Here is a 19,705-nt window from a genome sequence, read left to right as displayed (position 1 = left end):
CCAGCTTGTCATTTACCTGGCGTGGACTGCTCGCACTTTGGGCGGGTCTATTCATCAATGTCAACACCAAAATCCCATGTGGCTAGCTGTTGGTTCCGGAAGGAGTGAGGAAAACGGAGTTACTCCGCTTGTCTGATTATGGAAGGGCCCGTGACACGAGGTGATCTGACTGCTTCCAAAGTACTAGGGGTGTTGGACCGGTACATCGCGGATCACGACGCTCTGTCTGTTCTGCCCTTCAACACTGAGCCCGTGCCGGAAAGGCCACTGATGGGCCGTGGCCGGAGGGCTACCTTACTGATGTGTCAGATCGACATCTACTTATGGCCGGCGCGGAACGACCTTGGGCCTGTCCATCGATCGGAGGTCAAATTGGGAGCAGTTGCGTACACCTTTGATGTCGACTTCATCCACAGAAATCCGGTGCTCAACAGCGCAGTAATGTCCGAGTGGGAAGGTGGTGCCAAAGCCGCAACACTCGGACAGGTCTACAGTTCGTGGGCATCCTTTTCGCATAATCATCCAAGAGCTGCCCACTGGATAGCATTGGATGCCTTTTTTGATGATGAAGTGCCTCTTCCACTGAAGGTCCGGACTATTGCGGCAACCGGCCGACGCTGCATTGTGTTGGGAAGGGTAAGCCAGGCTCAACGGTTCGCGCTGGCCGCCGAGGGCGCCGTTGCAATCCTGGATGAGGACTCGACGGCCGCGGAGATTCCCCGCCAGATTGAAGCGGTGGTGGTTGGGGCAACCCCCACGCTTCCACCACAGACCAGTATCGGAACAAGGCTTACCGACCGCGAGATCCAAGTACTGGAACTTTTCGCGCAGCGCAGGGCGCTGACAGCTTCCTCGCTGGCCTCGGGGCTGGGACTCAGGACCACCACTGTGCGGGGCCATCTCTTCCGCGGACGTCGTAAGCTCACTGCTGCAGGCCTCAAGTGTGCCACTCGAGGGGAACTCGCGAATGCGCTTCAGGAGATTGGTTACAGCCACACGGATGCTCAATGGCATGCCGCCGGGCGATGGTAAACAGGCCATAAAGGCATATGCCACTTAGGGGTTCGGCGCTCCACCACTGAGATCCTCGCAGCAGAAATGAGCGGGTAGATACCCAGTGGGAGTGCCAATCCAGGCAGCAGTGGGGGTCAGCGGACGGTCTCGCGACACAGCGAACAGCTAACAGCTAGAAGCGAGCAATCAAATGCCCGGCGCAAGGGAATGGCGTTGCCTGGTCTGAGCGCTCAAAGGGGGGCCCACCAATGTTCGTGGCGGGATGCCACGGACCTGCAGGGAGCACCGGGGTTTTAGGCGGAGGCTCGACCAATAGGCCCTGGAACGCGACCTACGGGCTCGGCCAAAGGGCCGAACCCGTAGGTGCGCTCTTTCCGGGCTGGGCGAACACACCCACCACCCGGTAAGACCGAAACAGCAAAGCTGCCCCCATCCGAGGCGGGGGCAGCTGACGTTTCGGCGTCTAGTCGGATTCGGTCAGAACGACACTGATCACGGACACCGTTGTGGTGCCATTGGAGGTCACGGTCACCGTCATGGTGGCGGTGGACGGCCGCTCGCTGGAACTCAGGTTCTGTGTGCTCACGGCAAACCGCGCTACACCATCGGCTCCGGTGACCACCGTGACACTGCGGCTCTGATCCGATTCGGGGCCACCATTGTCAGGCGCCGGGTACGCGTAAATACCCAGGACGTCGCCGTCTTGGTTCTGCCCGGATACGGTGACGGTAACGGTGGCACCGACAACAGGGTTACCGTTGGCGTCCTTTACCGTCACCGGGAAATCGTAGGCCCTCTGGTCCAGGTCGTCTTCGAAGCTCCCGTAGTGGTGGTCGCCCTTCCAGTTGCTGATGACGGTCCCGGTTCCAGGCGTCACAACAACGGGCGGGAGCGAGGCAGCCACCGCCGGGGTCGCCGCCGCTATGGCAATTGCGGGAATGCTCCAGGCAGTCCCAATGACAACCTTTCGCCGGTCAATAGTCGAACTTTTTGCTTTGCCTTTATCCAAGGTCATCGTTTGCTCCTTCAAGCCAGTCAGCACGCTAGCTGACTGAAGTAAATCTTTCGTGGAAATTTCGGTGCAAACGGAACTTATCATTGCGCTCATTCGGCAAAACTTTTGCTGCTTGGGATGTACTATGCAATATTCACTAATTCAACCGGCGAGGCATCCGTCAGAATTCCGTGGGTTCGAAGTTTCTCCACACTGCTCCGCAAATGGGATTCATACCCGGGTGGAAGTCCAATATGAGGAGCGAGCCGATCGGCGATGCCGTCTACATCGCCGGGAGTCGCCAATGCGTGCCAGATTGCAGGCCCAATCCCGGTCAGCCGGATTACGCCCTGGCCGTTCATGACGATGAGTTCCGTGCCGTCTCCGCTTGGTGACGGAATTTCAACTGCGTCGAGAAGATCAGCCCTCTTGAGAACCGTGAAACGAGCGGCATCGAGGCGCGGTTGACCTTCAGACGGCCGTGTACCCCCGCTCAGGACTGAGGTCCACGTCTTGGAGATGGCTGGCCGCTCAAGGAGCCCCGGCAAAACAGCGGCCAAGTCGGCTGCCTCGCTGTACGTCACCCGGACGGCCCCACCGGTCGCATCAAGGATCCCGCAAAGGCGACTCACCGGCTGGGAAACCTCGCCCAGGGACGACGTGTGGGGTGCCAGTTCGATCATCGCTTCGCCATGAGAAAGCGGAGTCACCTTGGGAACAGTGGCATCCGGATTTCTGTCCAGCAGGACAATCAGGGCCAGCGTCGTCGCGGCAGGCGCCACCAGCAGTCCGAGGTCGTCGGGGCTGATCTGACGCTTCGGAGCGTTGGCATCTTCAACTATCAGCGATAGTGGTTTCGGGTACGGAACGATCTTGCCCGAGCCATCGACGGCAACGGTCTCATCCGTCACATAGCCCAGTGCAGCCCCTAGACACCTCGTGGCGGTTGTCTTTCCCATGCCTGAGCGGCCTACAAGGGCAACAGCCCGGCCGGTTTTTCCATCCGCCAGTGCCGCGGCATGCAGCATCACCAGGTCCCCCCTGCCCGCGGTGATGCCAGCCAACGTGACGGCGCTTGTCAGTTCCGAGGCGAATTCCCTGAAGGTCCCGCCGGTCACCAGGGCCGAGCCGACCACCGAGGAGACTGTGGCTCGAAAGGCGCGTTCGTCCGAGTGAGCGGAGCCTGCAACAGAACTACTGACGGCGTGCACAGACTCGCCGGTTTGATCGAGGCAGCGTGACCATGCCAGCCGCAGATCCGCGTACATATCCGGAGTCACCCCCGCCTGCAGCACCACTGAGACGGCCGCCCCCAAGACACGGAGTTTTAGTTCACGCGGTCCCGCAACATTCGCTGATTCTTCCGAGAAATCAACCCCGCTTGTCCTTCCGTGAATGCTGGCTGCAGACCCTGTGGTCATAGTTGTGCTCCTCCTCCTGAAAGTGGTTCCTGGCGAAGTTCTCAGCCTGGGAGACCACCTGTTACGCCGGGGCCGGCGTTGCCACACAGCACAACGGCGTCCTTGATTGCTTGCAATCAATATCACTAAATGAGGCCAACCGTAGGGAATCACTAGTCAGTGGCAATAGCTGCCACCACGTAGGTGTGAAGGGGTTCGACCACTGATAGCCGGCATGGATCAAATAGAGTCAGGTTTTGGATTCAACCCCATGGAACACAATTTTTAGCTTCTTTGCCTTAAACCGGAGAGTGCTGCAGGGAAGCGTCGAAGATTCCTCGTTGAAAAGACTTGAATGAATTTCCGAGTAACCCTAGCCCACCAGGTTTTCGGCGGCGACGTCCATGTGGGCAATAATCGTCTCCCGCGCTTTCGCGGCATTTCCAGTTTCAATGGCAGCCACAATGTCGTGGTGCCGCCCGACGCTCATGTTGCGAGTGGCGCGTTCCAACCCGGCGAACATGATGGACATGCGGATGGAACCCTCCAGGGACTCCCAGGAGTGGAGCAGCGTTTCGTTGCCGGACAGGCGGCAAAGGGTGCGGTGGAACTCGAGGTCGGATTCGATCCGTTCCTCCAGGGACGACTTCGCGGCTTTGTCCATATTGTCGACGGCGGCACGCAACTCTGCGAGCGCGGCCTCCTTGTCAGGCATGTCGCTCAGGGTTCGGGCAGCGAGGGACTCCAGGACTCCACGCACGGCGAAGATGTCCCGAATTTCCTTGACGTCCAGGTGCCGCACCGACATACGGCCGCGTGCGCCGGCAGAGATCAGGCCTTCCTGCTCCAGCTGGCGCAGGGCTTCGCGCAGGGTGCCACGGCTGATCTGAAGCATCTCGGACAGTTCCGTTTCAACCAGATGCTTCCCGGGCTCGAGTTCACCGCTGGTGATCGCCATGCGCAGGGCTGCCAGGGCTTGTTCGCGAAGGCTCTTCTTCTCCAAGCCCAGCAGGGAAGCGGTGATGGCCATGGTGTGTCCTCGGTTCTATGGGCGACTGCTGACTGTCCGGTGTTAACTGTTGATACTACGGGCAGGAGTGCGGGACTGGCAGCGTTAGCCGGTCCCGCACTCCACGTGAAAACCCAAGCTCAGCCGAGTTCCGCCAATACCTTGGCAACGATCCTGTCCACGGACAGTCCGTACCGTTCGTGCAGAGTTGGCAGCGCGCCGGCGTCGAGGAACTGGTCCGGAAGCGCAACAGGAATCACACGCTTGCCCAGGCCGGAGGTGACGACGGCGGAAGCGACGGTTTCGAAGAGACCGCCAACAACCGTGTGGTTCTCAAGTGTGACGGCGAGACGATCGGTATTCAGCTCTGCCAGTACGGTGGCGGAGTCGAACGGCTTGATGGTGGGCGTATGAACCACTGCAACATCCACGTTGTGCTTAGCCAGAGCATCTGCGGCTTGCAGCGCACGCATGGTCATCAGACCGGAGGAAACAAACACAACATCGTTACCGCCCCGCAGGACCTTTGCCTTACCGAGTTCGAACTTGTAGTCGTACTCGTCCAGGACAGTAGGAACGTTGCCGCGCAGCAAGCGCAGGTACGTGGGTCCGTCAGAGGCCGCGAGCTGGGGAACTGCTTGCTCGATGTCCACGGAGTCGCAGGGGTCTACGATGGTCAGGTTTGGCATTCCGCGGAAGATCGCCATGTCCTCGGTGGCCTGGTGGCTGGGCCCGTAGCCTGTGGTCAGACCGGGCAAACCGCCGATGATGTTGACGTTGAGGTTGGGCTCGGCAATGTCCAGGCAAAGGAAGTCGTAGGCGCGGCGCGCCGCGAAGACCGAGTAGGTGGAAGCGAACGGAATCAAGCCCGTCTCGGCCATTCCGGCGGCAGCACCAAACAGGAGCTGCTCGGCCATGCCCATCTGGAAAAACCGTTCCGGGAAAGCTTTGGCGAAGATGTGCATGTCCGTGTACTTCCCGAGGTCGGCGGTCAAGCCAACAATGCGGGAATCAGCCTCTGCCGCTTTGACCAATGCGTGGCCAAAGGGCGCCGCCGCGGTCTTCTGCCCGGGGTCCGCGAAGGACGCGATCATGGCGGAAGTCTTGAGTTTTGGCTTCACGGCGGTGGTGGTTTCGGGGGCCTCAGTGGTGGCGCTCATCAGGCAGCCGTCCCTTCGTATCCTGCTGTTAGCTGTTCGCGGCAGATCTGCCACTCGTTTTCTTCGATGCGCATGAAGTGCGCCTTTTCGCGGGTTTCCAGGAGCGGCACGCCGCGCCCTACTTTGGTGTCACAGAGGATCACTGAGGGCCGCCCGACTGGCGCCGCAACGGCGGCGATGTTGTCGAACGCTGCCAGCAGCGCACCGACGTCGTTCCCGTCCACGCGCTGGGTGTACCAGCCGAACGACTCCCACTTTTCGGTGACCGGTTCGGTGCGGAGCACTGTGTCCGTGGCGCCGTCGGCCTGGAGGGCGTTGATGTCCACCATGGCCGTCAGGTGACCCAGCTGGTGGTGGTGCGCACCCATGGCGGCTTCCCACGTGGAGCCTTCATCCAGTTCGCCGTCGGAAAGGAAGTTGATGACGCGGGATGCGGAGCCCTGCAGACGCAGACCAAGAGCCATGCCGACGGCGATAGTGAGGCCATGGCCCAGCGAACCACCGGAGATCTCCATTCCCGGGGTGTAGGTGGACATACCGGACATCGGCAGGCGGGAATCGTCGGAGCCGTAGGTTTCAAGCTCGGCTACAGGCACAATCCCTGCTTCTGCCAACGCTGCGTAGTGCCCGATTGCGTAGTGGCCCGTGGAGAGCAGGAAGCGGTCACGGCCTTCCCAGTGCGGGTCTTCAGCACGGTACGTTAGCTGGTCAGCGTAGACGGAGGCGAACATATCGGCTGCACCAAGTGCCTGGCCGACGTAGCCCTGGCCTTGGACCTCGCCCATCGTCAGGGCGTTGTGGCGGATGCGGTAGGCGGCGGCGCGGATTCGGTCTATGCGCTCCGTCGTGGGAGCTGACACGGGTGCCGCTTCGGTAGATGAGAGGGTCACTGGTTTCCTTCCGGAGCCGGGCGCGTGCTGGTGGGGAGGACGCGCCCGACGTCGATGGCTGCTTTAGGCGTTTACGGTCTGGGGAGTTTTGCTGGCGGCTTCTTCAGCGAGTGCACGCTCGCGCTTGCCCCAGGTTTCCTTGGTGATTAGTGCTGCCCACAAGCCGATGGCTGCGTAGATGCTGAACAGCAGGGCCGGTCCAATCCAGCCCATGCTGACGAACAGCAGGGTGGTGATGAAAGGCGTGAAGCCGGAGACCATGGCGGAGATCTGGTAGGACAACGATGCGCCGGAGGAGCGGGTCTTGGCTTGGAAGAGTTCCGGGAACCAGGCGCCCTGGGCGCCGGCCAGGGAGTTCTGGCAGACAGCGTAGGCGATGACGATCGTGGCGATGATCAGCAGGAAGACGCCGGTGTTGACCAACATAAACATCGGGATTCCGAAGACCACAGCGAAGGCAGTGGACCAGATGTAGACAGGACGGCGGCCAACCTTGTCCGTCAGCTTTCCCCAGTAGTAGGTGGCGAAGATACCGATGCCGGCCGCGATGCAGAGCGCCACCAGGGTTTCTGTCTTGTCCGCCAGGTTATTGGTGTGCAAGTAGGAAATCATGTAGGTCACGGACACGGCGTAGCCGGCAGTTTCCGCGATGCGGAGGCCAATGCCCCGGACGATGTTGCGCCAGTCGGTCTTGATGACCTCCACGATGGGGGACTTGACGATGTCACCCTTGGCCTTCACGTCCTCAAACACCGGGGACTCGGGAACCTTGGAGCGGATGATCAAGCCAACAGCCACCAGGACGATGCTGGCGAGGAACGGTACGCGCCAGGCCCACTCGTTGCCGAGGCCCACACTGCTCAGGAAGACGATGTTGGCGAGCAGGAGGCCCACTGGGAAGCCGGCCTGCACGATGCCCGTGAACTGACCCTTCTTGCGCCAGGGTGCGTGCTCGTAGCTCATCAGTATGGCACCGCCCCATTCAGCGCCGAAGGCCAGGCCCTGGATGATGCGGACAAGAACCAGAAGTGCGGGAGCAAGGAGCCCCACCTGTGAGTAGGTGGGCAGCAGGCCGATGGCGAAGGTTGCCAGGCCCATCAGGATGAGCGACGCAACCAGCACCGGCTTGCGGCCGAGCTTGTCGCCGAGGTGGCCACCGATGATGCCACCCAGCGGACGGGCGGCGAAGCCGACGCCGAGGGTCGCAAAGGAGGCCAGGGTGCCCGTCACCGGGTCGGCGCCCGGGAAGAACGCTGTACCGAAGTACAGTGCAGCGGCGGTGCCGAAACCGATGAAATCGTAGGTTTCGATGACTGCGCCAACGCCGGAACCGACGGCGACGCGCTTTGCTTCCTTGGTTCCATGAACCGGACCACGCATGGTCAGAGCGTCATTGCTCATGTGTCTTTCCCTTTCAAGAGTGGGCGCTTCTTCGGCTACCCCACTGTCGACAGTCAACATAATACGTCAACTGTGACCGAGGACACCAGCAATGTCAACAGTCAACCTTGAGGGTTGACTGTTAACAGTTAACGCAGATAACGTGGTGTCCATCACTAAGGTCCCTCTCTGGCGAGGGCCCCACTTTGAGGATCAACGACGATGTTTCATCAACGACTCGGCTGCTCGTCCATCAGCTTCCGCCACCAGGATCTGGACACAGCCCTCCACACCATGCGCGGCCTCGGCTTCGAGGAAATAGACCTCGGCGCACTCCCCGGCGTCTGCGACCACGTGCCTTACACACTGGACGCCGAGGCAGTGGAGACGGTTGCCGCCGTCGTCAACAACTCGGGACTGCGCGTCCGCTCGGTCAACGGCGACATAGGGGCTCTGAATGAAACGCCCGACGCCGCTGCTCACATGGCGCGCGAGAAGCACCTGGAGATGCTGCTCGCCTTGGCGGCCAAGACTGGCGCGAAAGCCCTGGTCCTCCCTTGTGGGGCGATAGACCACGATCCCCTCCGAAGCCTCGAAGAGGACGTGGACCTGGTTGCAGCCCAGCTGATCCATGCCGCCGGACGCGCGGCGGAGTTCGGCATTGAGCTCTGGACCGAATCCCTGCACTACTACCGGCTCTGCTGGAACACCGAACGTGCGCAGCTGCTCGCCGACCGCCTTGCGGGATCCGACGTCGGACTCGTCATGGACTTCAGCCACATCGTTGCCTCCGGCGGCGATCCCGTGGACTTCGTGGAGCGATTCGCTCCACGAATCAGGCACGTCCACCTGCGCGACGCCGAGCCAGCCACGGACAACGAGCCAGGAAACATCAACCTCAGCATCGGCAACGGCAAGGGCGACTTCGCTGCCGGGCTGTCAGCGCTGCAGGACGCCGGCTACACCGGCCACTTTTCCCTCGAACTCGAAACGCGGGACGTCACACACGACGAACGCCCGGCGGCTGCCGCCAAGGCGGCCAGCTTCATCACAGACCTCATCTAAACCGCATCACCTCAAATTCAAGGAGCACCATGACCACCACCCAGCGCACCGCCGTCCTCACCGGAGCTACCTCCGATCGCGGCATCGGTCTCACCACCGCCCGCCGCTACGCCAACCAAGGCTGGGGCATCGTCATCCTGGACCTCGACGGCGAGAAATCCGCCAAGGTTGCAGCCGAGATCGCCAACGAGTTCAACGTTCCGGCCTTCGGCTACGAAATCGACGTTGCCAACGAAGCATCCGTCATCGCAGCCCAGGCCGCCGTTTCCGCGGAAGTTGCCGCCGGAAATCTCCCGCCCGTAGGAGCCCTGGCCAACATCGCCGGCATTACCTCCCCCGTCCCGTTCCTGGAAACCACGCTCGAGCTGTGGCACAAGGTCATGGACGTCAACGCCACCGGCACCTACCTGGTTACCAAGGCCTTCCTGCCGGACATGATCGCCAACGGCTGGGGCCGCATCGTGAACATGTCCTCGGTCTCCGCCCAGCGCGGCGGCGGCGTGTTCGGTAAGGTGCCCTACTCTGCAGCCAAGGCAGCCATCCTCGGCTTCACCAAGGCACTGGCCCGCGAAATTGGCGAGACCGGCGTGACTGTCAACGCCATCACCCCCGGCGCAGTGGACACCAACATCCGCGTCGGCAGCACCGACGAGCAGGAAGCCGCCATCAACGCCGGCATCCCCCTGGGCCGCAACGCAACCACCGAAGAAGTGGCCGCCGTCATCACGTTCCTCTCCTCCGAGGACTCCGCTTACCTCACCGGCACCACCATAGACATCAACGGCGGCAGCCACATCCACTAATTCGAGCTGCTCGAAGGGAAACCAGGACCCACCATGACCAGAATCTTCAACGATCCCGCCGACTTTGCCGACGAAGCCCTCGCCGGCTTCTGTGATGCCCATGCGGACCTCGTTCGCCACGTGGAGGGCGGCGCTGCTCGCCGCAACCGTCCGGCAACGCCGAAGGTCGCCGTCATCACCGGCGGGGGCTCCGGACACTACCCGGCTTTTGCCGGCATCATCGGGCCGGGATTCGCTGACGCTGCCGTGGTGGGCAATATTTTCACTTCATCCTCTGCGCAGCAAGCCTATTCAGTGGCGAAGGCAGCCCATTCCGGTGCAGGCGTTGTGTTCACTTACGGCAACTATGCCGGGGATGTCATGAACTTCGGCATGGCCAGTGAGCGCTTGAACGCCGAGGGAATCCCGACCGAGAACGTGCTGGTCACGGACGACATCGCAAGCGCCACGGTGGAGGAGGCCGAGAAGCGCCGCGGTATTGCCGGGGACTTCGTTGTCTTCAAGGTCATGGGGGCTGCAGCCGAGGCCGGCCTGGATCTGGACTCCGTGGTTCGCTTGGGTCGCAAAGCCAACAGTCTCACCAAGACCATCGGCACGGCCTTCAGCGGCTGCACCTTTCCGGGCGCCGGGCAGCCGTTGTTCAGCCTTCCCGAGGGACAGATGGGCCTGGGTCTCGGCATCCACGGCGAGCCCGGACTGTTCGATACCGAGCTGCCGTCCGCCGTCGAACTTGGCCAGGAACTGGTGCGGCGCGTCCTGGCCGAAACACCCGCGGGCAACACCACCCGGCTGGCCGTGATTCTCAATGGCTTAGGTTCCACCAAGCACGAGGAACTGTTCGTTCTGTGGCGAACCGTGGCTCCTTTGCTTCGCGAAGCCGGTTACACCCTGGTAATGCCGGAAGTGGGCGAGCTGGTGACGAGCCTTGATATGGCCGGGGCATCGCTGACGCTGACCTGGTTGGACGACGAGCTTGAGCGGTACTGGACCGCTCCGGCACTGACCCCGGCCTACCGTCGGGGTGCCGTGGGCGTCGAAGCTTCTTCTTCCGCCGCGGATGAGGCGGTGCAGGATGCCATCGCGACGGCCGACTACTCCTCCACAGCCGAGTCCCGAGCCTACGCCACCCAGTGTTTGAAAGCGTTGGACACCACTGCTGCCCTGTTGCGGGTCTCCGAGGCGTTGCTGGGCGACATGGACGCAATCGCGGGGGACGGCGACCACGGGCGCGGCATGGTTCGCGGATCCGCCGCAGCCTACGACGCCGCAACCCTTGCTTTCGAACGCGGCGCAGGAGCCGGCTCGCTGCTGGCGGCCGGCGGAGACGCGTGGGCAGACAAAGCCGGCGGCACGTCAGGCGTCCTGTGGGGCGCAGGACTGCGCGCCTTTGGTGAGCGGTTGGGAGACTCAGAGACCCCGACGCCGGAGGTCCTCGCCGAGTCTGTTCGCGCCTTCACGGACCGCATCGGGAGCCTCGGAAAGGCCGGGATCGGCGATAAGACCATGATGGATGCGCTGCTTCCGTTCGCCTCCTCTCTAGAGGAACGCGTCACCGCCGGTACCCACCCCGAACAAGCGTGGTCCGCCGCGGCAGCCGATGCCACCAAGGCCGCTGCTTCCACCGCGGAACTTCGCCCCCTCAAAGGACGTGCCCGGCCCTTGGCCGAGAAGAGCCTCGGTACGCCGGATCCCGGGGCGACGTCGCTCGCCATGGTGTTTGCCGCCGTCGGGCCTCATTTCACCGCCGTTCCTGTTCCCGCCGCAACAAACAATTAGGAGAATTTCATGCGCATCATTGTTGGCGCCGATGAAGCCGGCGTTGATTACAAGGACCTGATTCTGGCCGACCTCAAGGCCGACTCCCGCATCACGGAGGTCCTGGATATAGGCGTGAACCGCGCGGATGAGGACTTCACCAAACCGTACCCCTACGTTGGCATCACGGCCGGCGAGATGATCCGAGACGGCAAGGCCGACCGGGCCATCCTGTTCTGCGGCACGGGAATCGGGGTGGCCATCGCTGCCAACAAGGTCCCCGGGATCAGGGCCACAGCCGCCCACGATTCGTTCTCCGTAGAGCGGTCAATCCTGTCCAACGACTGCCAGGTTCTGACCATGGGTCAACGCGTGGTGGGCGTGGAGTTGGCCCGCCGGCTGGCCAAGGAGTGGATCGGCTACGCTTTCGATCCCGCATCCGGTTCAGCTGCGAAGGTCAAGGTGCTCAGCGACTTCGAGGGCTGCTGAACAACTACTTGATCAGCGCTGCGGCCTGGTCCATGAGGGCACCGGCTGCTTCAGGGCCGCCGGATGCGGCATTGTTGCCGGACGCCGTGGCGGAAATCAGGACGCCATCCTTGATGGCGTGAGCTGTGTAGATGGCTCCAGTCTTCCCATCCGGCATAACCATCAGGGTTTTGAGCGCTACCGTCCCGGGCACATTGCCCACTCCGCTGATCTTTTCGGTAGTAAGGGTCATGGTGTCCCCCTCCGCTGAAAGCGTCACCTTCTTGCAAGCCTCGATCTGCGACTCACTCTTGTCCAAGCTCGCCTGGAGCAGCCCGGTCTCAACGCCGGAAGTCAGGGCAAGGCTGGTGATGAAATCACCGGTCTTGGACCTTGTGGTGCCTGCAGACGTAGAACCGTCGATGGACTGGTACGCGCCGAGGGTGCCCAGGTTCGCGCACTCTGCCGGTTCGATGGTTGCCTTCGTCAGCACCCGAACTGGTTCAAATTGGGCTATCAGTTCCTGTCCGGAAACGACCGCCCGGCTGGTGCCATCGGATTCCTTGACCTCCCCGACCAAACCTGCAAGTTCTTCGTTGGTGTACTGCTTCGCGGGCGTCGGCGTCGCTGCAGCAGTCTCGCTGGCGGTGGCCGGCGCCGACTCCTGAGACGCCGTGGTGCCACCACCGCACGCAGTGAGAGCCAAAATTGCCAGTGCCGATACCCCGAATACGGGCAGCGTAGTTTTCTTCATGTGTTTCCCCCAATAATTCTTAGTGATGTGCCCGCGGACACGGGCATCACCAACTCTACATTTCCCGGGCCAGGCCGTAGGGAACTAGAAGCCGCCGCCGCCAGCACCCGTTTCGCCGGCCATGTTGGCAAAGCGTGAGTAGTGGCCTTGGAAGGCAACCACAATGTCCTTGGTGGGACCGTTACGGTGCTTGGCAATGAGGATGTCTGCCTCGCCGGCGCGGGGCGATTCTTTGTCATACACATCCTCACGGTGGAGCAGGATCACCATATCGGCGTCCTGCTCGATGGAACCTGATTCACGGAGGTCGGACACCATGGGGCGCTTGTCCTGGCGCTGCTCGGAACCACGGTTCAGCTGTGACAGCGCGATGACGGGAACCTGCAGCTCCTTGGCCAGCAGCTTGAGGGCGCGGGAGAACTCGGAAACTTCCTGCTGGCGGGACTCGACCTTTTTACCGGAGCTCATGAGCTGGAGGTAGTCGAGGATCACGAGCTTGAGGTCGTGCTGTTGCTTCAAGCGCCGGCACTTGGCGCGGATTTCCATGAGGGACATGTTGGGGCTGTCATCAATGAACAGCGGAGCATCGTTCATGCGGCCCATGGTGGTGGCGATCTTGGACCATTGCTCGTCCTTGATGGTGCCCTTGCGGAGATCCTGCAGGCCAATGGTGGCTTCGGCGGAGAGAAGACGCATGGCGATCTCGTTCCGGCCCATTTCCAAGGAGAACATGACCGTAGCCAGGTTGTTCTTGATGGCTGCGGAACGGGCGAAGTCCAGGGCGAACGTGGACTTACCCACGGCAGGACGGGCCGCGATAACAATCATCTGGCCCGGGTGGAGTCCGTGCGTCAGTTCGTCGAGTTCGTAAAAGCCCGTGGGAACGCCGGTCATGCCTTCGCCGCGGTGACCCGAAGCCTCGATCTCGTCCACGGTGGATTCCATGACGTCCTTCAACGCCACATAATCCTCCGCAGTACGCTTCTCGGCCACCGCGTACACCTCGGCCTGGGCCTGGTTGACGAGGTCTTCCACTTCGCCATCCTGGCCGTAGCCCATCTGGACGATCTTGGTCCCCGCGTTAACAAGGCGCCGCAGCACCGCGCGCTCCGCAACGATCTCGGCGTAGTAGCCGGCGTTGGCCGCAGTGGGTACTGTCTGGATGAGTTCGTGGAGGTATGCGGGCCCACCGATCCTGTTGATCTCACCGCGCTTTGTCAGTTCATCCGAGACGGTGACGGCGTCGGCGGGCTCGCCACGGCCGTAGAGGTCAATGATGGACTCATAGATGGTCTCGTGAGCTGGACGGTAGAAGTCGTGTCCACGAACAATCTCCACGACGTCGGCAATGGCGTCCTTGGAGAGCATCATGCCACCGAGCACCGACTGTTCAGCGGGGATGTCCTGGGGAGGTTTCCGGCTCGAGTCCGAAGCGCGTGAGCCCTCGATTGAGTCCAAGTGCGTAACTGACAAAGCCGTCCTCCATTTGTGTGCCGCTGCAGAGATGTATTCCCTGGCGGCCCGTAAAGCGCAGTGCGTGGATACGGGTCCGCCTGATGCATCTCAGGATGTCAGGCAGGTGCGACAGAATAGCCGTATCCACAAGTTATCCACAGTCGAGTCTGTGAACCCGTCACCAGCTGTGACTTTTCGGGAGCCCAGGAACCACGTCGCGGGATATTCGTGCCCAAAATGGACACTTCAGACACGTTACAGCAGGTGCCGAACACCCCTTGTGGATAACCTGTGGAATACCGACCACACGTTGTGCACAGACTGTGCGTTACCCTGTGGATAGAGAAATTCTTTTCGAGGAAATCATGCTCTGACCTGCGAAAACACTCTTCACAAGCTGTGGAGGGAAGAATATTTTGAGTGCAATTAATCCACAGATGCCCCGCCCCCAAGGTCAATCAACTGAAGAAAATCACGCCGTACATGCCTCAAATGTGATGCATCTTACAATCCCGGCCTCAATTTGACAGGGTTCTCTCAGAAGCCTATGCCGAAAGTGGAATGTGCTGTGGATAACGAAGTTCTGGCATAAGCTCTAAGCATGGGGATGAACTTTGGTGACGTGCTGACGATTGTCCTTCCGCTTCTTGTCCTCGTGGGCCTGTTATGGGCACTCACGGCGGCCTTCAAGCCACGAGATACCGGCGTCTCGGACGCTGAGAGGTATCAGCGCGAACTGGCGGCGCGTTCCGCTGCCCACCAGGCGTCCCAGGTACGGGAGGCGCTGGCCCTCCGCGCGCGGATCGATGCCACCACCAAGCCGAGCCAGAACGAGGCCAGCCAGAGGGAACAGGCAGAGAACAGCAGGACGGCCATCCAAGCCCAGGCTGCACGGTCCAACGCTGCCGGCCAAACGGGACACCAGCCCGCCGTGCTCCCCAATGGTCAGCTGAACCCGCAACTCGCCTTCGAGTTACAGAACCTGGTCCGCAGCGGGAAGAAGATCGAGGCCATCAAAGTCCTGCGCCAGGCCACCCACTCAGATTTGCTTACTGCCAAGAACTACGTAGATCGGCTCTGACGACGCCATGGATTCAATCCTCATCCCGCTCCTGATCCTCGTTGCGGTCATTGCGGGCGTGCTCCTGCTTATTCGTTCCTTCACCAAGCGTTCCGCTGAAAGCAAGGCCGATGCCGCAGGGGCGAATGCACCCAAGGATCCGGTGGAGTTGGCCAGAGAATCTGCCGCCAAGCTCAACCAGGAGCAGCACAGGCAGCTTTACTCGCTCATTGCCCAGGGACAGGGCATGGCGGCCATCAAGCTGTACCTGCAGGCGACTGGAGAGGGCCTGCGGGCCTCGCGTAACGCCGTCGGGGCACTGGCGGCGCATCCTCAGCCGTTCACGCCGGAAGCCCCGCCCAAAGACTTGATTTCCGACGACGACGACGGACCTGAACGTTTCCCCTACAGGTACAGGGCAATCGTCAGCAAGGGCGATGTCACGCGGGAAGTAAGCAGCAACATGCTTAACGACGAGATTTACGGTCGTATCCGCACATTGGCCAAAAGCGGCGACGTTGAGGGCGCGGCACTTGCTTTGACGCGCCACTCAGACATCAACATCAAGCAGGCCCGCGAGTTCATTGAACTCTTGGACGACTAAAGCCTAGAAGTCGAACAAGTCTCCCAGGAAGCCTTCCTTCTTCTTGCGCTTGCGGCCGTACTGATCGCGGTTGTAGCCGTCGCGGCGGTCGTTGTCCCTGCGGTCGTAATCGCGCCTGTCCCTATCGTCGTACCGCGGCTGCTGGGGCCGTGACTCGAAGGGGTTGTAGATGGGCGGCGGAGCGATCGGCGGCTGGGGTGGTGCGGCGACAGGCCGGGCGGGGGCGGGAATGGTTTCCGCCGCGACCCGGTCGATGATCTTGTCCAGCTCCCCGCGATCCAGCCACACACCTCTGCACTGCGGGCAGTAGTCGATCTCCACACCGCTTCGTTCGCTCATCACCAGGTCAATGGAATCCACAGGACACTTCATGCATGCCCCAACGATCGGCCCTGGCAATTAGTTCGGGTGTACCAAGGGCCGGAATCAACCAAGCGGCGGCCAACGTACCGAGGCACCCCAATCCCACGACGGCGAGCGTCAAAAGCCGCGACGGACCGCCGTGGCGTTCGCCGCGAGGTGCCGCCGAGCCCGGCGGAGGAAGCTGTCCACGGCCTCCGTCTCCGACTCCGTGCGGAGGATGCAGTGATCCATGATCCCAGCGCGCTCGTCGGTCTCCCACACCCGCCAGCCCGTGCCGTCACGCTCGATCCAGGAGGAACTTGATGAGCGCCCGGTTGCACCGAACCAGTTCGCGGTGGCCAAGCGATGCGTGGCGAGATATGCCGATATCCTCGCCATAGTCAGGGACTCGTCATCCGCCAGCAACTCGTCCAAGTGGTGCTGAGTTGCAATGTCCATGCCCCCATTATCCATGGCCGATCGGCTTGGATCCCCCAGGCAAAGGGAGGCGGGAGGACTATCTGCCTGCTGAGATTCCGGCAAGCAATTGTTCGAACGGCAGCGACTCAAGTGCATCGTTCTTGCGGTGAGGCTGGGATCCGCTCAAGAGCTGCACCAGTTCACCCGCGGCCCGGTCCACGCGCACCGAGAGGGGCGAGGCGCCGTCGTCGGCGTTTCCCCAGTCCTGCGGCCCAGCGAAGATGCCGGTGGCCGCGATCCTGGTGCGCAGGTAGCTGAACAGGGGGCGCATGGCGTAGTCGAGGACCATCTGGTGACGGTCTGTACCGCCTGTGGCGCCCAGCAACACGGCTTTTCCTTCCAGCGACTTCGGGTCCAGGACGTCGATGAACGACTTGAACAGGCCGCTGTAGGAGGCGCTGAAGACGGGGCTGACCGCGATGATGGCGTCAGAATCCTCGACGCCGGCAATCACGTCCGCGAGGCGCGGTGCGGCGTAGCCGGTGACGAAGTTGTTGGCGATATCCACTGCGAGGTCGCGCAGTTCTACGACGTCAATCTTCGCGTCGTACCCGGCCGCGCGCAGTTGTCGCTCGGTGGAGGCGGCCAGCTGGTCGGCCAGCAAGCGGCTCGACGACGGGACGCCGAGTCCGGCGGAAAGTACGGTGATGCGGCGGGTTTCCATGGCATTCTCCTGTTGCTCGTTCATTCAGTTTACATGCGTTTGCATCTAAATCAATGAACAGGGAGCTGCGTCCATGTATTCCCTGGACGTCCTGCCTACCCTTTGAGTTCAGTCAGAAACGCCACAGTGGCCCCGGAAATCTGCTGCTGGGCAACTTCACGATCCACGGAAGGCTCGCCGTCGCCTGGTTGGGCACCGTAGTTTCCGAAGAACGCATGATTCCCGCCTTGCACCTCAACGAAGGACGCATCGAGGGGCAGCAGATCACGGGAAGCGTCGACCTTGGCGGGCGTACTGAGTCCATCTTCCGAGCCGGAGACTGACAGGACCCGCAGACCGGACCGGTCACGCAGGGAATCCAATGGGTAAGAGGCGTAAAGCAGCAAACCGTCTACGTCCTGATTTCCAAGGGCAAAAGAGCTCGCACTGACTCCACCCAGCGAGTGGCCACCCACTGTCCATGTGGAGATTTCAGGATGGTCGGCCATGGCCCCGCGCGCCTGGTTTCCGTCCAACAGGCTCAGGTTCAGGGGCGTCTTGAGAATGACCACAAGAACTCCGGCATCCGCCGCAGGCTTGAGGATGTCCGCATACGCCCGCGCTTCAACGCGGGCGCCCGGATAGAAAATCAGCCCCTTGCTGGCAGACGCCCCGGCCGGAGTCAGAGTGAGGGCCGTCGGCGAATCCACCAAGGAAACCCCGGCAGCGGATCCCGCTTCAGCCGCCCCGGAGGCCTGATAGGCGAAAGGATTCAGCCACACCATCATGGCCACGAGTGCCAGCACAGCAACGCGCGCGGCCCACGCCCCCACAGCTCTGGCTACGGAACGCTTCGGTGACATGGCGCGTCGACGCCATAACAGGACGCCCCAAAGAACTCCGACGACGGCGGATGTCACCAACAGCGACGGCAGGAGAGGATGCCCGCGCAGGACGGCAGGATTCCCCAACAACATCCACAGGGGAGCAAGCGTTAGAGCCGCCACACATGCTGCGGATGCCCAGAACAGGACGGGCCGGCGCGTCACGGGAAGGGCGTTAGGGGAGGAAGTCATACTCCAATAATAGTTCCATCATGGAGATAAATCGTCTTCCGGGGTGCTGATCCCGGACTTACCGCCTCGGTGCATGCTCGGACAGGAAGTCGAAAGTCTTGTCCCGCGCCTCACGAGCCTCAGCAAAGTTCAGATGGAACTGGTACTCATGCGGGAGCTCAGGCTCGTGAGTGGCGGGCCAGAACAGTTCGGTCACCGGAACGCCGGCATCCTTCAGCCGGTTGCTGTACGGAACAGACTGAAGCCACGTGAGTCCGTCACCGTTGCCGCCGCTGATGAACGTGGGAGGGAAGTCGTCGGTCACGAAGTCGATGGTGGACATGGTGGCGCCGGCGTAGGTAGCAGACCAGTCCTTGGTGCCCGTATAGGCCCAGAGGGACGTCTTGAAGCCCCAAGCCACGATTCCATTGAGATCCGCCATGGCCCGAAGATCGTACACGCCGCAGTGCAGGATGGTGGCCGCCAGATCCGACTTCTGGAGCGCGGGCTCAATCCCCATCAGGTTGGCATACTCGGGATTCACGGTGAGCGTGGTCATCTGACTGGCGAGCTGGGCGCCGGCGGAGTCACCGGCCAGGACAATGCGGCTGGCGTCCACGTTCAGCTCGGCGGCATGGGTCTTGATATAGGCGAGGGCTTCATTGATGTCCCGCACCGCCGTGGGGTAAGTAGCCTCAGGGGCAATCGGGTAACTCATGCCGATAGTGGTGTAGCCCTCGGCCGCGATGATCTTCAGATATGGATTCACGTCGCGCTGGGCCCCGGAAATCCAGGCCCCTCCGTGAATCCACACCACAGTTGGAAGTGGGGCTGTGGTGCCCGCAGGACTGAAGACATCGAAGGTGGAACCGGGCTTGTATACGATGCCGTCCCGGGCTTGCAGCGGTGCATCCGGAACATACGGCGTCATTTCGTCGATTGTTGCCTGTGCCCCGCGCTCAAAGACACTACGGATCAGCAGTGCCGAGGGCCACGGGGTGGCCGAAAGTGCCAGCGCGATGATCAGCACCAGCAGGATCGCCAACTCAAGCTTCCGATGTCGTGCAGACCGCTTTCGGGGTGCCCGCGGCGGTGAATCCGCTGCCTCTGATTCAACACTCTTCGTCTTGGCTTGGATCGATTCCAACGGTCCCATCACACACTCCCCCGGTCGGTGCACCTGTGGACCATGCTATGGCGGAAGAGTGTCCCATAGGGCCAGGACACCGCAAGTGAAGTTCGAGCAGAGAAGCCCACGCCGCGCTGCCCCTTCCCAGCGGAGTGCAACCGCACCGACGCGCCCTCACATAGTTTCGGAAAAGGCTTGCATTATGAGTTCAAACTCATAATATGGGATGAGTGATGTGGCCCGCC

The 19,705-nt window shown here is 61.7% G+C and carries 20 protein-coding genes; 7 read left to right on the top strand and 13 right to left on the bottom strand.

Features of this window, described 5'->3' with window-relative positions; all coding sequences use genetic code 11:
- Nucleotides 1–150: 150 nt before the first annotated feature.
- On the top strand, nucleotides 151–1,032 hold the full coding sequence (locus tag CQ020_RS07595) for a hypothetical protein (protein ID WP_258141755.1): 882 nt from the start codon (nucleotides 151–153) through the stop codon (nucleotides 1,030–1,032).
- A gap of 445 nt (nucleotides 1,033–1,477) precedes the next feature.
- Here the strand turns inward: CQ020_RS07595 and CQ020_RS07590 are convergent, their stop codons facing one another.
- The 6 genes from CQ020_RS07590 to CQ020_RS07565 all read right to left on the bottom strand — a co-directional run bounded on the left by CQ020_RS07590 (nucleotide 1,478) and on the right by CQ020_RS07565 (nucleotide 7,868).
- On the bottom strand, nucleotides 1,478–2,029 hold the full coding sequence (locus tag CQ020_RS07590) for a transcriptional initiation protein Tat (RefSeq protein ID WP_105691265.1): 552 nt from the start codon (nucleotides 2,027–2,029) through the stop codon (nucleotides 1,478–1,480).
- Nucleotides 2,030–2,151: 122 nt separating this feature from the next.
- Nucleotides 2,152–3,429: a hypothetical protein gene (locus CQ020_RS07585; protein ID WP_105691264.1), complete on the bottom strand. Its 1,278-nt coding sequence runs from the start codon at nucleotides 3,427–3,429 to the stop codon at nucleotides 2,152–2,154.
- A gap of 352 nt (nucleotides 3,430–3,781) precedes the next feature.
- The gene (locus CQ020_RS07580) at nucleotides 3,782–4,438 is read right to left on the bottom strand and encodes a GntR family transcriptional regulator (RefSeq protein ID WP_105691263.1); all 657 of its coding nucleotides are present in this window, start codon (nucleotides 4,436–4,438) and stop codon (nucleotides 3,782–3,784) included.
- A gap of 119 nt (nucleotides 4,439–4,557) precedes the next feature.
- Complete coding sequence (locus CQ020_RS07575) at nucleotides 4,558–5,577, bottom strand: transketolase family protein (RefSeq protein WP_105691262.1); 1,020 nt, start codon at nucleotides 5,575–5,577, stop codon at nucleotides 4,558–4,560.
- Nucleotides 5,577–6,467 (bottom strand): transketolase, encoded by an 891-nt coding sequence (locus tag CQ020_RS07570; protein ID WP_105691261.1) that lies wholly within the window; start codon nucleotides 6,465–6,467, stop codon nucleotides 5,577–5,579. The genes CQ020_RS07575 and CQ020_RS07570 overlap by 1 nt, the downstream gene beginning before the upstream one ends.
- A gap of 63 nt (nucleotides 6,468–6,530) precedes the next feature.
- The gene (locus tag CQ020_RS07565) at nucleotides 6,531–7,868 is read right to left on the bottom strand and encodes an MFS transporter (protein WP_105691260.1); all 1,338 of its coding nucleotides are present in this window, start codon (nucleotides 7,866–7,868) and stop codon (nucleotides 6,531–6,533) included.
- Between the two features lie 201 nt (nucleotides 7,869–8,069).
- Between CQ020_RS07565 and CQ020_RS07560 the strand changes: the two genes are divergently transcribed.
- From CQ020_RS07560 to CQ020_RS07545, 4 genes are read left to right on the top strand one after another with little or no spacing between them, the layout of a single operon-like run.
- Nucleotides 8,070–8,912 carry a sugar phosphate isomerase/epimerase gene (locus tag CQ020_RS07560; protein ID WP_105691259.1) on the top strand — a complete coding sequence of 281 codons (843 nt, stop codon included), beginning with the start codon at nucleotides 8,070–8,072 and terminating at the stop codon, nucleotides 8,910–8,912.
- Between the two features lie 29 nt (nucleotides 8,913–8,941).
- Nucleotides 8,942–9,715, top strand: coding sequence for an SDR family NAD(P)-dependent oxidoreductase (locus tag CQ020_RS07555; protein WP_105691258.1), 774 nt, complete (start codon nucleotides 8,942–8,944; stop codon nucleotides 9,713–9,715).
- A 33-nt stretch (nucleotides 9,716–9,748) separates the two neighbouring features.
- Complete coding sequence (locus CQ020_RS07550; protein ID WP_105691257.1) at nucleotides 9,749–11,491, top strand: dihydroxyacetone kinase family protein; 1,743 nt, start codon at nucleotides 9,749–9,751, stop codon at nucleotides 11,489–11,491.
- A gap of 9 nt (nucleotides 11,492–11,500) precedes the next feature.
- The gene (locus CQ020_RS07545) at nucleotides 11,501–11,959 is read left to right on the top strand and encodes a ribose-5-phosphate isomerase (RefSeq protein WP_105691256.1); all 459 of its coding nucleotides are present in this window, start codon (nucleotides 11,501–11,503) and stop codon (nucleotides 11,957–11,959) included.
- Nucleotides 11,960–11,963: 4 nt separating this feature from the next.
- On the opposite strand, the gene CQ020_RS07540 is transcribed toward CQ020_RS07545, so the two are convergent.
- Together CQ020_RS07540 and dnaB are read right to left on the bottom strand one after the other, a co-directional pair.
- A complete protein-coding gene (locus CQ020_RS07540) occupies nucleotides 11,964–12,692 on the bottom strand; it encodes a hypothetical protein (RefSeq protein WP_105691255.1) in 729 nt (242 codons plus the stop codon).
- A gap of 84 nt (nucleotides 12,693–12,776) precedes the next feature.
- Complete coding sequence (gene dnaB / locus CQ020_RS07535; RefSeq protein ID WP_017197290.1) at nucleotides 12,777–14,165, bottom strand: replicative DNA helicase; 1,389 nt, start codon at nucleotides 14,163–14,165, stop codon at nucleotides 12,777–12,779.
- A gap of 589 nt (nucleotides 14,166–14,754) precedes the next feature.
- Here dnaB and CQ020_RS07530 point away from each other — a divergent pair.
- Nucleotides 14,755–15,228, top strand: coding sequence for a hypothetical protein (locus CQ020_RS07530; protein ID WP_105691254.1), 474 nt, complete (start codon nucleotides 14,755–14,757; stop codon nucleotides 15,226–15,228).
- Between the two features lie 7 nt (nucleotides 15,229–15,235).
- Nucleotides 15,236–15,811, top strand: a complete 576-nt coding sequence (locus CQ020_RS07525; protein WP_105691253.1) for a hypothetical protein — start codon at nucleotides 15,236–15,238, stop codon at nucleotides 15,809–15,811.
- A gap of 3 nt (nucleotides 15,812–15,814) precedes the next feature.
- Here the strand turns inward: CQ020_RS07525 and CQ020_RS07520 are convergent, their stop codons facing one another.
- The 5 genes from CQ020_RS07520 to CQ020_RS07500 all read right to left on the bottom strand — a co-directional run bounded on the left by CQ020_RS07520 (nucleotide 15,815) and on the right by CQ020_RS07500 (nucleotide 19,487).
- A complete protein-coding gene (locus CQ020_RS07520; protein WP_024818788.1) occupies nucleotides 15,815–16,171 on the bottom strand; it encodes a zf-TFIIB domain-containing protein in 357 nt (118 codons plus the stop codon).
- 120 nt (nucleotides 16,172–16,291) lie between these two features.
- Nucleotides 16,292–16,612 carry a hypothetical protein gene (locus CQ020_RS07515; RefSeq protein WP_105691252.1) on the bottom strand — a complete coding sequence of 107 codons (321 nt, stop codon included), beginning with the start codon at nucleotides 16,610–16,612 and terminating at the stop codon, nucleotides 16,292–16,294.
- 58 nt (nucleotides 16,613–16,670) lie between these two features.
- Nucleotides 16,671–17,297 carry an FMN reductase gene (locus tag CQ020_RS07510; RefSeq protein ID WP_105691251.1) on the bottom strand — a complete coding sequence of 209 codons (627 nt, stop codon included), beginning with the start codon at nucleotides 17,295–17,297 and terminating at the stop codon, nucleotides 16,671–16,673.
- 95 nt (nucleotides 17,298–17,392) lie between these two features.
- A complete protein-coding gene (locus tag CQ020_RS07505) occupies nucleotides 17,393–18,352 on the bottom strand; it encodes an alpha/beta hydrolase (protein WP_105691250.1) in 960 nt (319 codons plus the stop codon).
- A gap of 58 nt (nucleotides 18,353–18,410) precedes the next feature.
- Nucleotides 18,411–19,487 carry an alpha/beta hydrolase gene (locus CQ020_RS07500; RefSeq protein WP_105691249.1) on the bottom strand — a complete coding sequence of 359 codons (1,077 nt, stop codon included), beginning with the start codon at nucleotides 19,485–19,487 and terminating at the stop codon, nucleotides 18,411–18,413.
- Nucleotides 19,488–19,705: the final 218 nt, after the last annotated feature.

Origin of the sequence: Arthrobacter sp. MYb23, from assembly GCF_002979775.1 — a bacterium.
Classification (GTDB): domain Bacteria; phylum Actinomycetota; class Actinomycetes; order Actinomycetales; family Micrococcaceae; genus Arthrobacter.
Note: the sequence above shows the minus strand (reverse complement) of the source record. Positions and strands in the feature narration are given on the sequence as shown.

Excerpts from the sequence above, each read along its gene's own strand:
- CQ020_RS07565 (WP_105691260.1), bottom strand. The coding sequence starts at position 7,868 with ATGAGCAATGACGCTCTGACCATGCGTGGTCCGGTTCATGGAACCAAG.
- CQ020_RS07575 (WP_105691262.1), bottom strand. The coding sequence starts at position 5,577 with ATGAGCGCCACCACTGAGGCCCCCGAAACCACCACCGCCGTGAAGCCA.
- CQ020_RS07525 (WP_105691253.1), top strand. The coding sequence starts at position 15,236 with ATGGATTCAATCCTCATCCCGCTCCTGATCCTCGTTGCGGTCATTGCG.
- CQ020_RS07515 (WP_105691252.1), bottom strand. The coding sequence starts at position 16,612 with ATGGACATTGCAACTCAGCACCACTTGGACGAGTTGCTGGCGGATGAC.
- CQ020_RS07550 (WP_105691257.1), top strand. The coding sequence starts at position 9,749 with ATGACCAGAATCTTCAACGATCCCGCCGACTTTGCCGACGAAGCCCTC.
- CQ020_RS07545 (WP_105691256.1), top strand. The coding sequence starts at position 11,501 with ATGCGCATCATTGTTGGCGCCGATGAAGCCGGCGTTGATTACAAGGAC.
- CQ020_RS07500 (WP_105691249.1), bottom strand. The coding sequence starts at position 19,487 with ATGGGACCGTTGGAATCGATCCAAGCCAAGACGAAGAGTGTTGAATCA.
- CQ020_RS07555 (WP_105691258.1), top strand. The coding sequence starts at position 8,942 with ATGACCACCACCCAGCGCACCGCCGTCCTCACCGGAGCTACCTCCGAT.
- CQ020_RS07530 (WP_105691254.1), top strand. The coding sequence starts at position 14,755 with ATGAACTTTGGTGACGTGCTGACGATTGTCCTTCCGCTTCTTGTCCTC.
- CQ020_RS07590 (WP_105691265.1), bottom strand. The coding sequence starts at position 2,029 with ATGACCTTGGATAAAGGCAAAGCAAAAAGTTCGACTATTGACCGGCGA.
- CQ020_RS07505 (WP_105691250.1), bottom strand. The coding sequence starts at position 18,352 with ATGACTTCCTCCCCTAACGCCCTTCCCGTGACGCGCCGGCCCGTCCTG.
- CQ020_RS07585 (WP_105691264.1), bottom strand. The coding sequence starts at position 3,429 with ATGACCACAGGGTCTGCAGCCAGCATTCACGGAAGGACAAGCGGGGTT.
- CQ020_RS07510 (WP_105691251.1), bottom strand. The coding sequence starts at position 17,297 with ATGGAAACCCGCCGCATCACCGTACTTTCCGCCGGACTCGGCGTCCCG.
- CQ020_RS07580 (WP_105691263.1), bottom strand. The coding sequence starts at position 4,438 with ATGGCCATCACCGCTTCCCTGCTGGGCTTGGAGAAGAAGAGCCTTCGC.
- CQ020_RS07560 (WP_105691259.1), top strand. The coding sequence starts at position 8,070 with ATGTTTCATCAACGACTCGGCTGCTCGTCCATCAGCTTCCGCCACCAG.
- CQ020_RS07540 (WP_105691255.1), bottom strand. The coding sequence starts at position 12,692 with ATGAAGAAAACTACGCTGCCCGTATTCGGGGTATCGGCACTGGCAATT.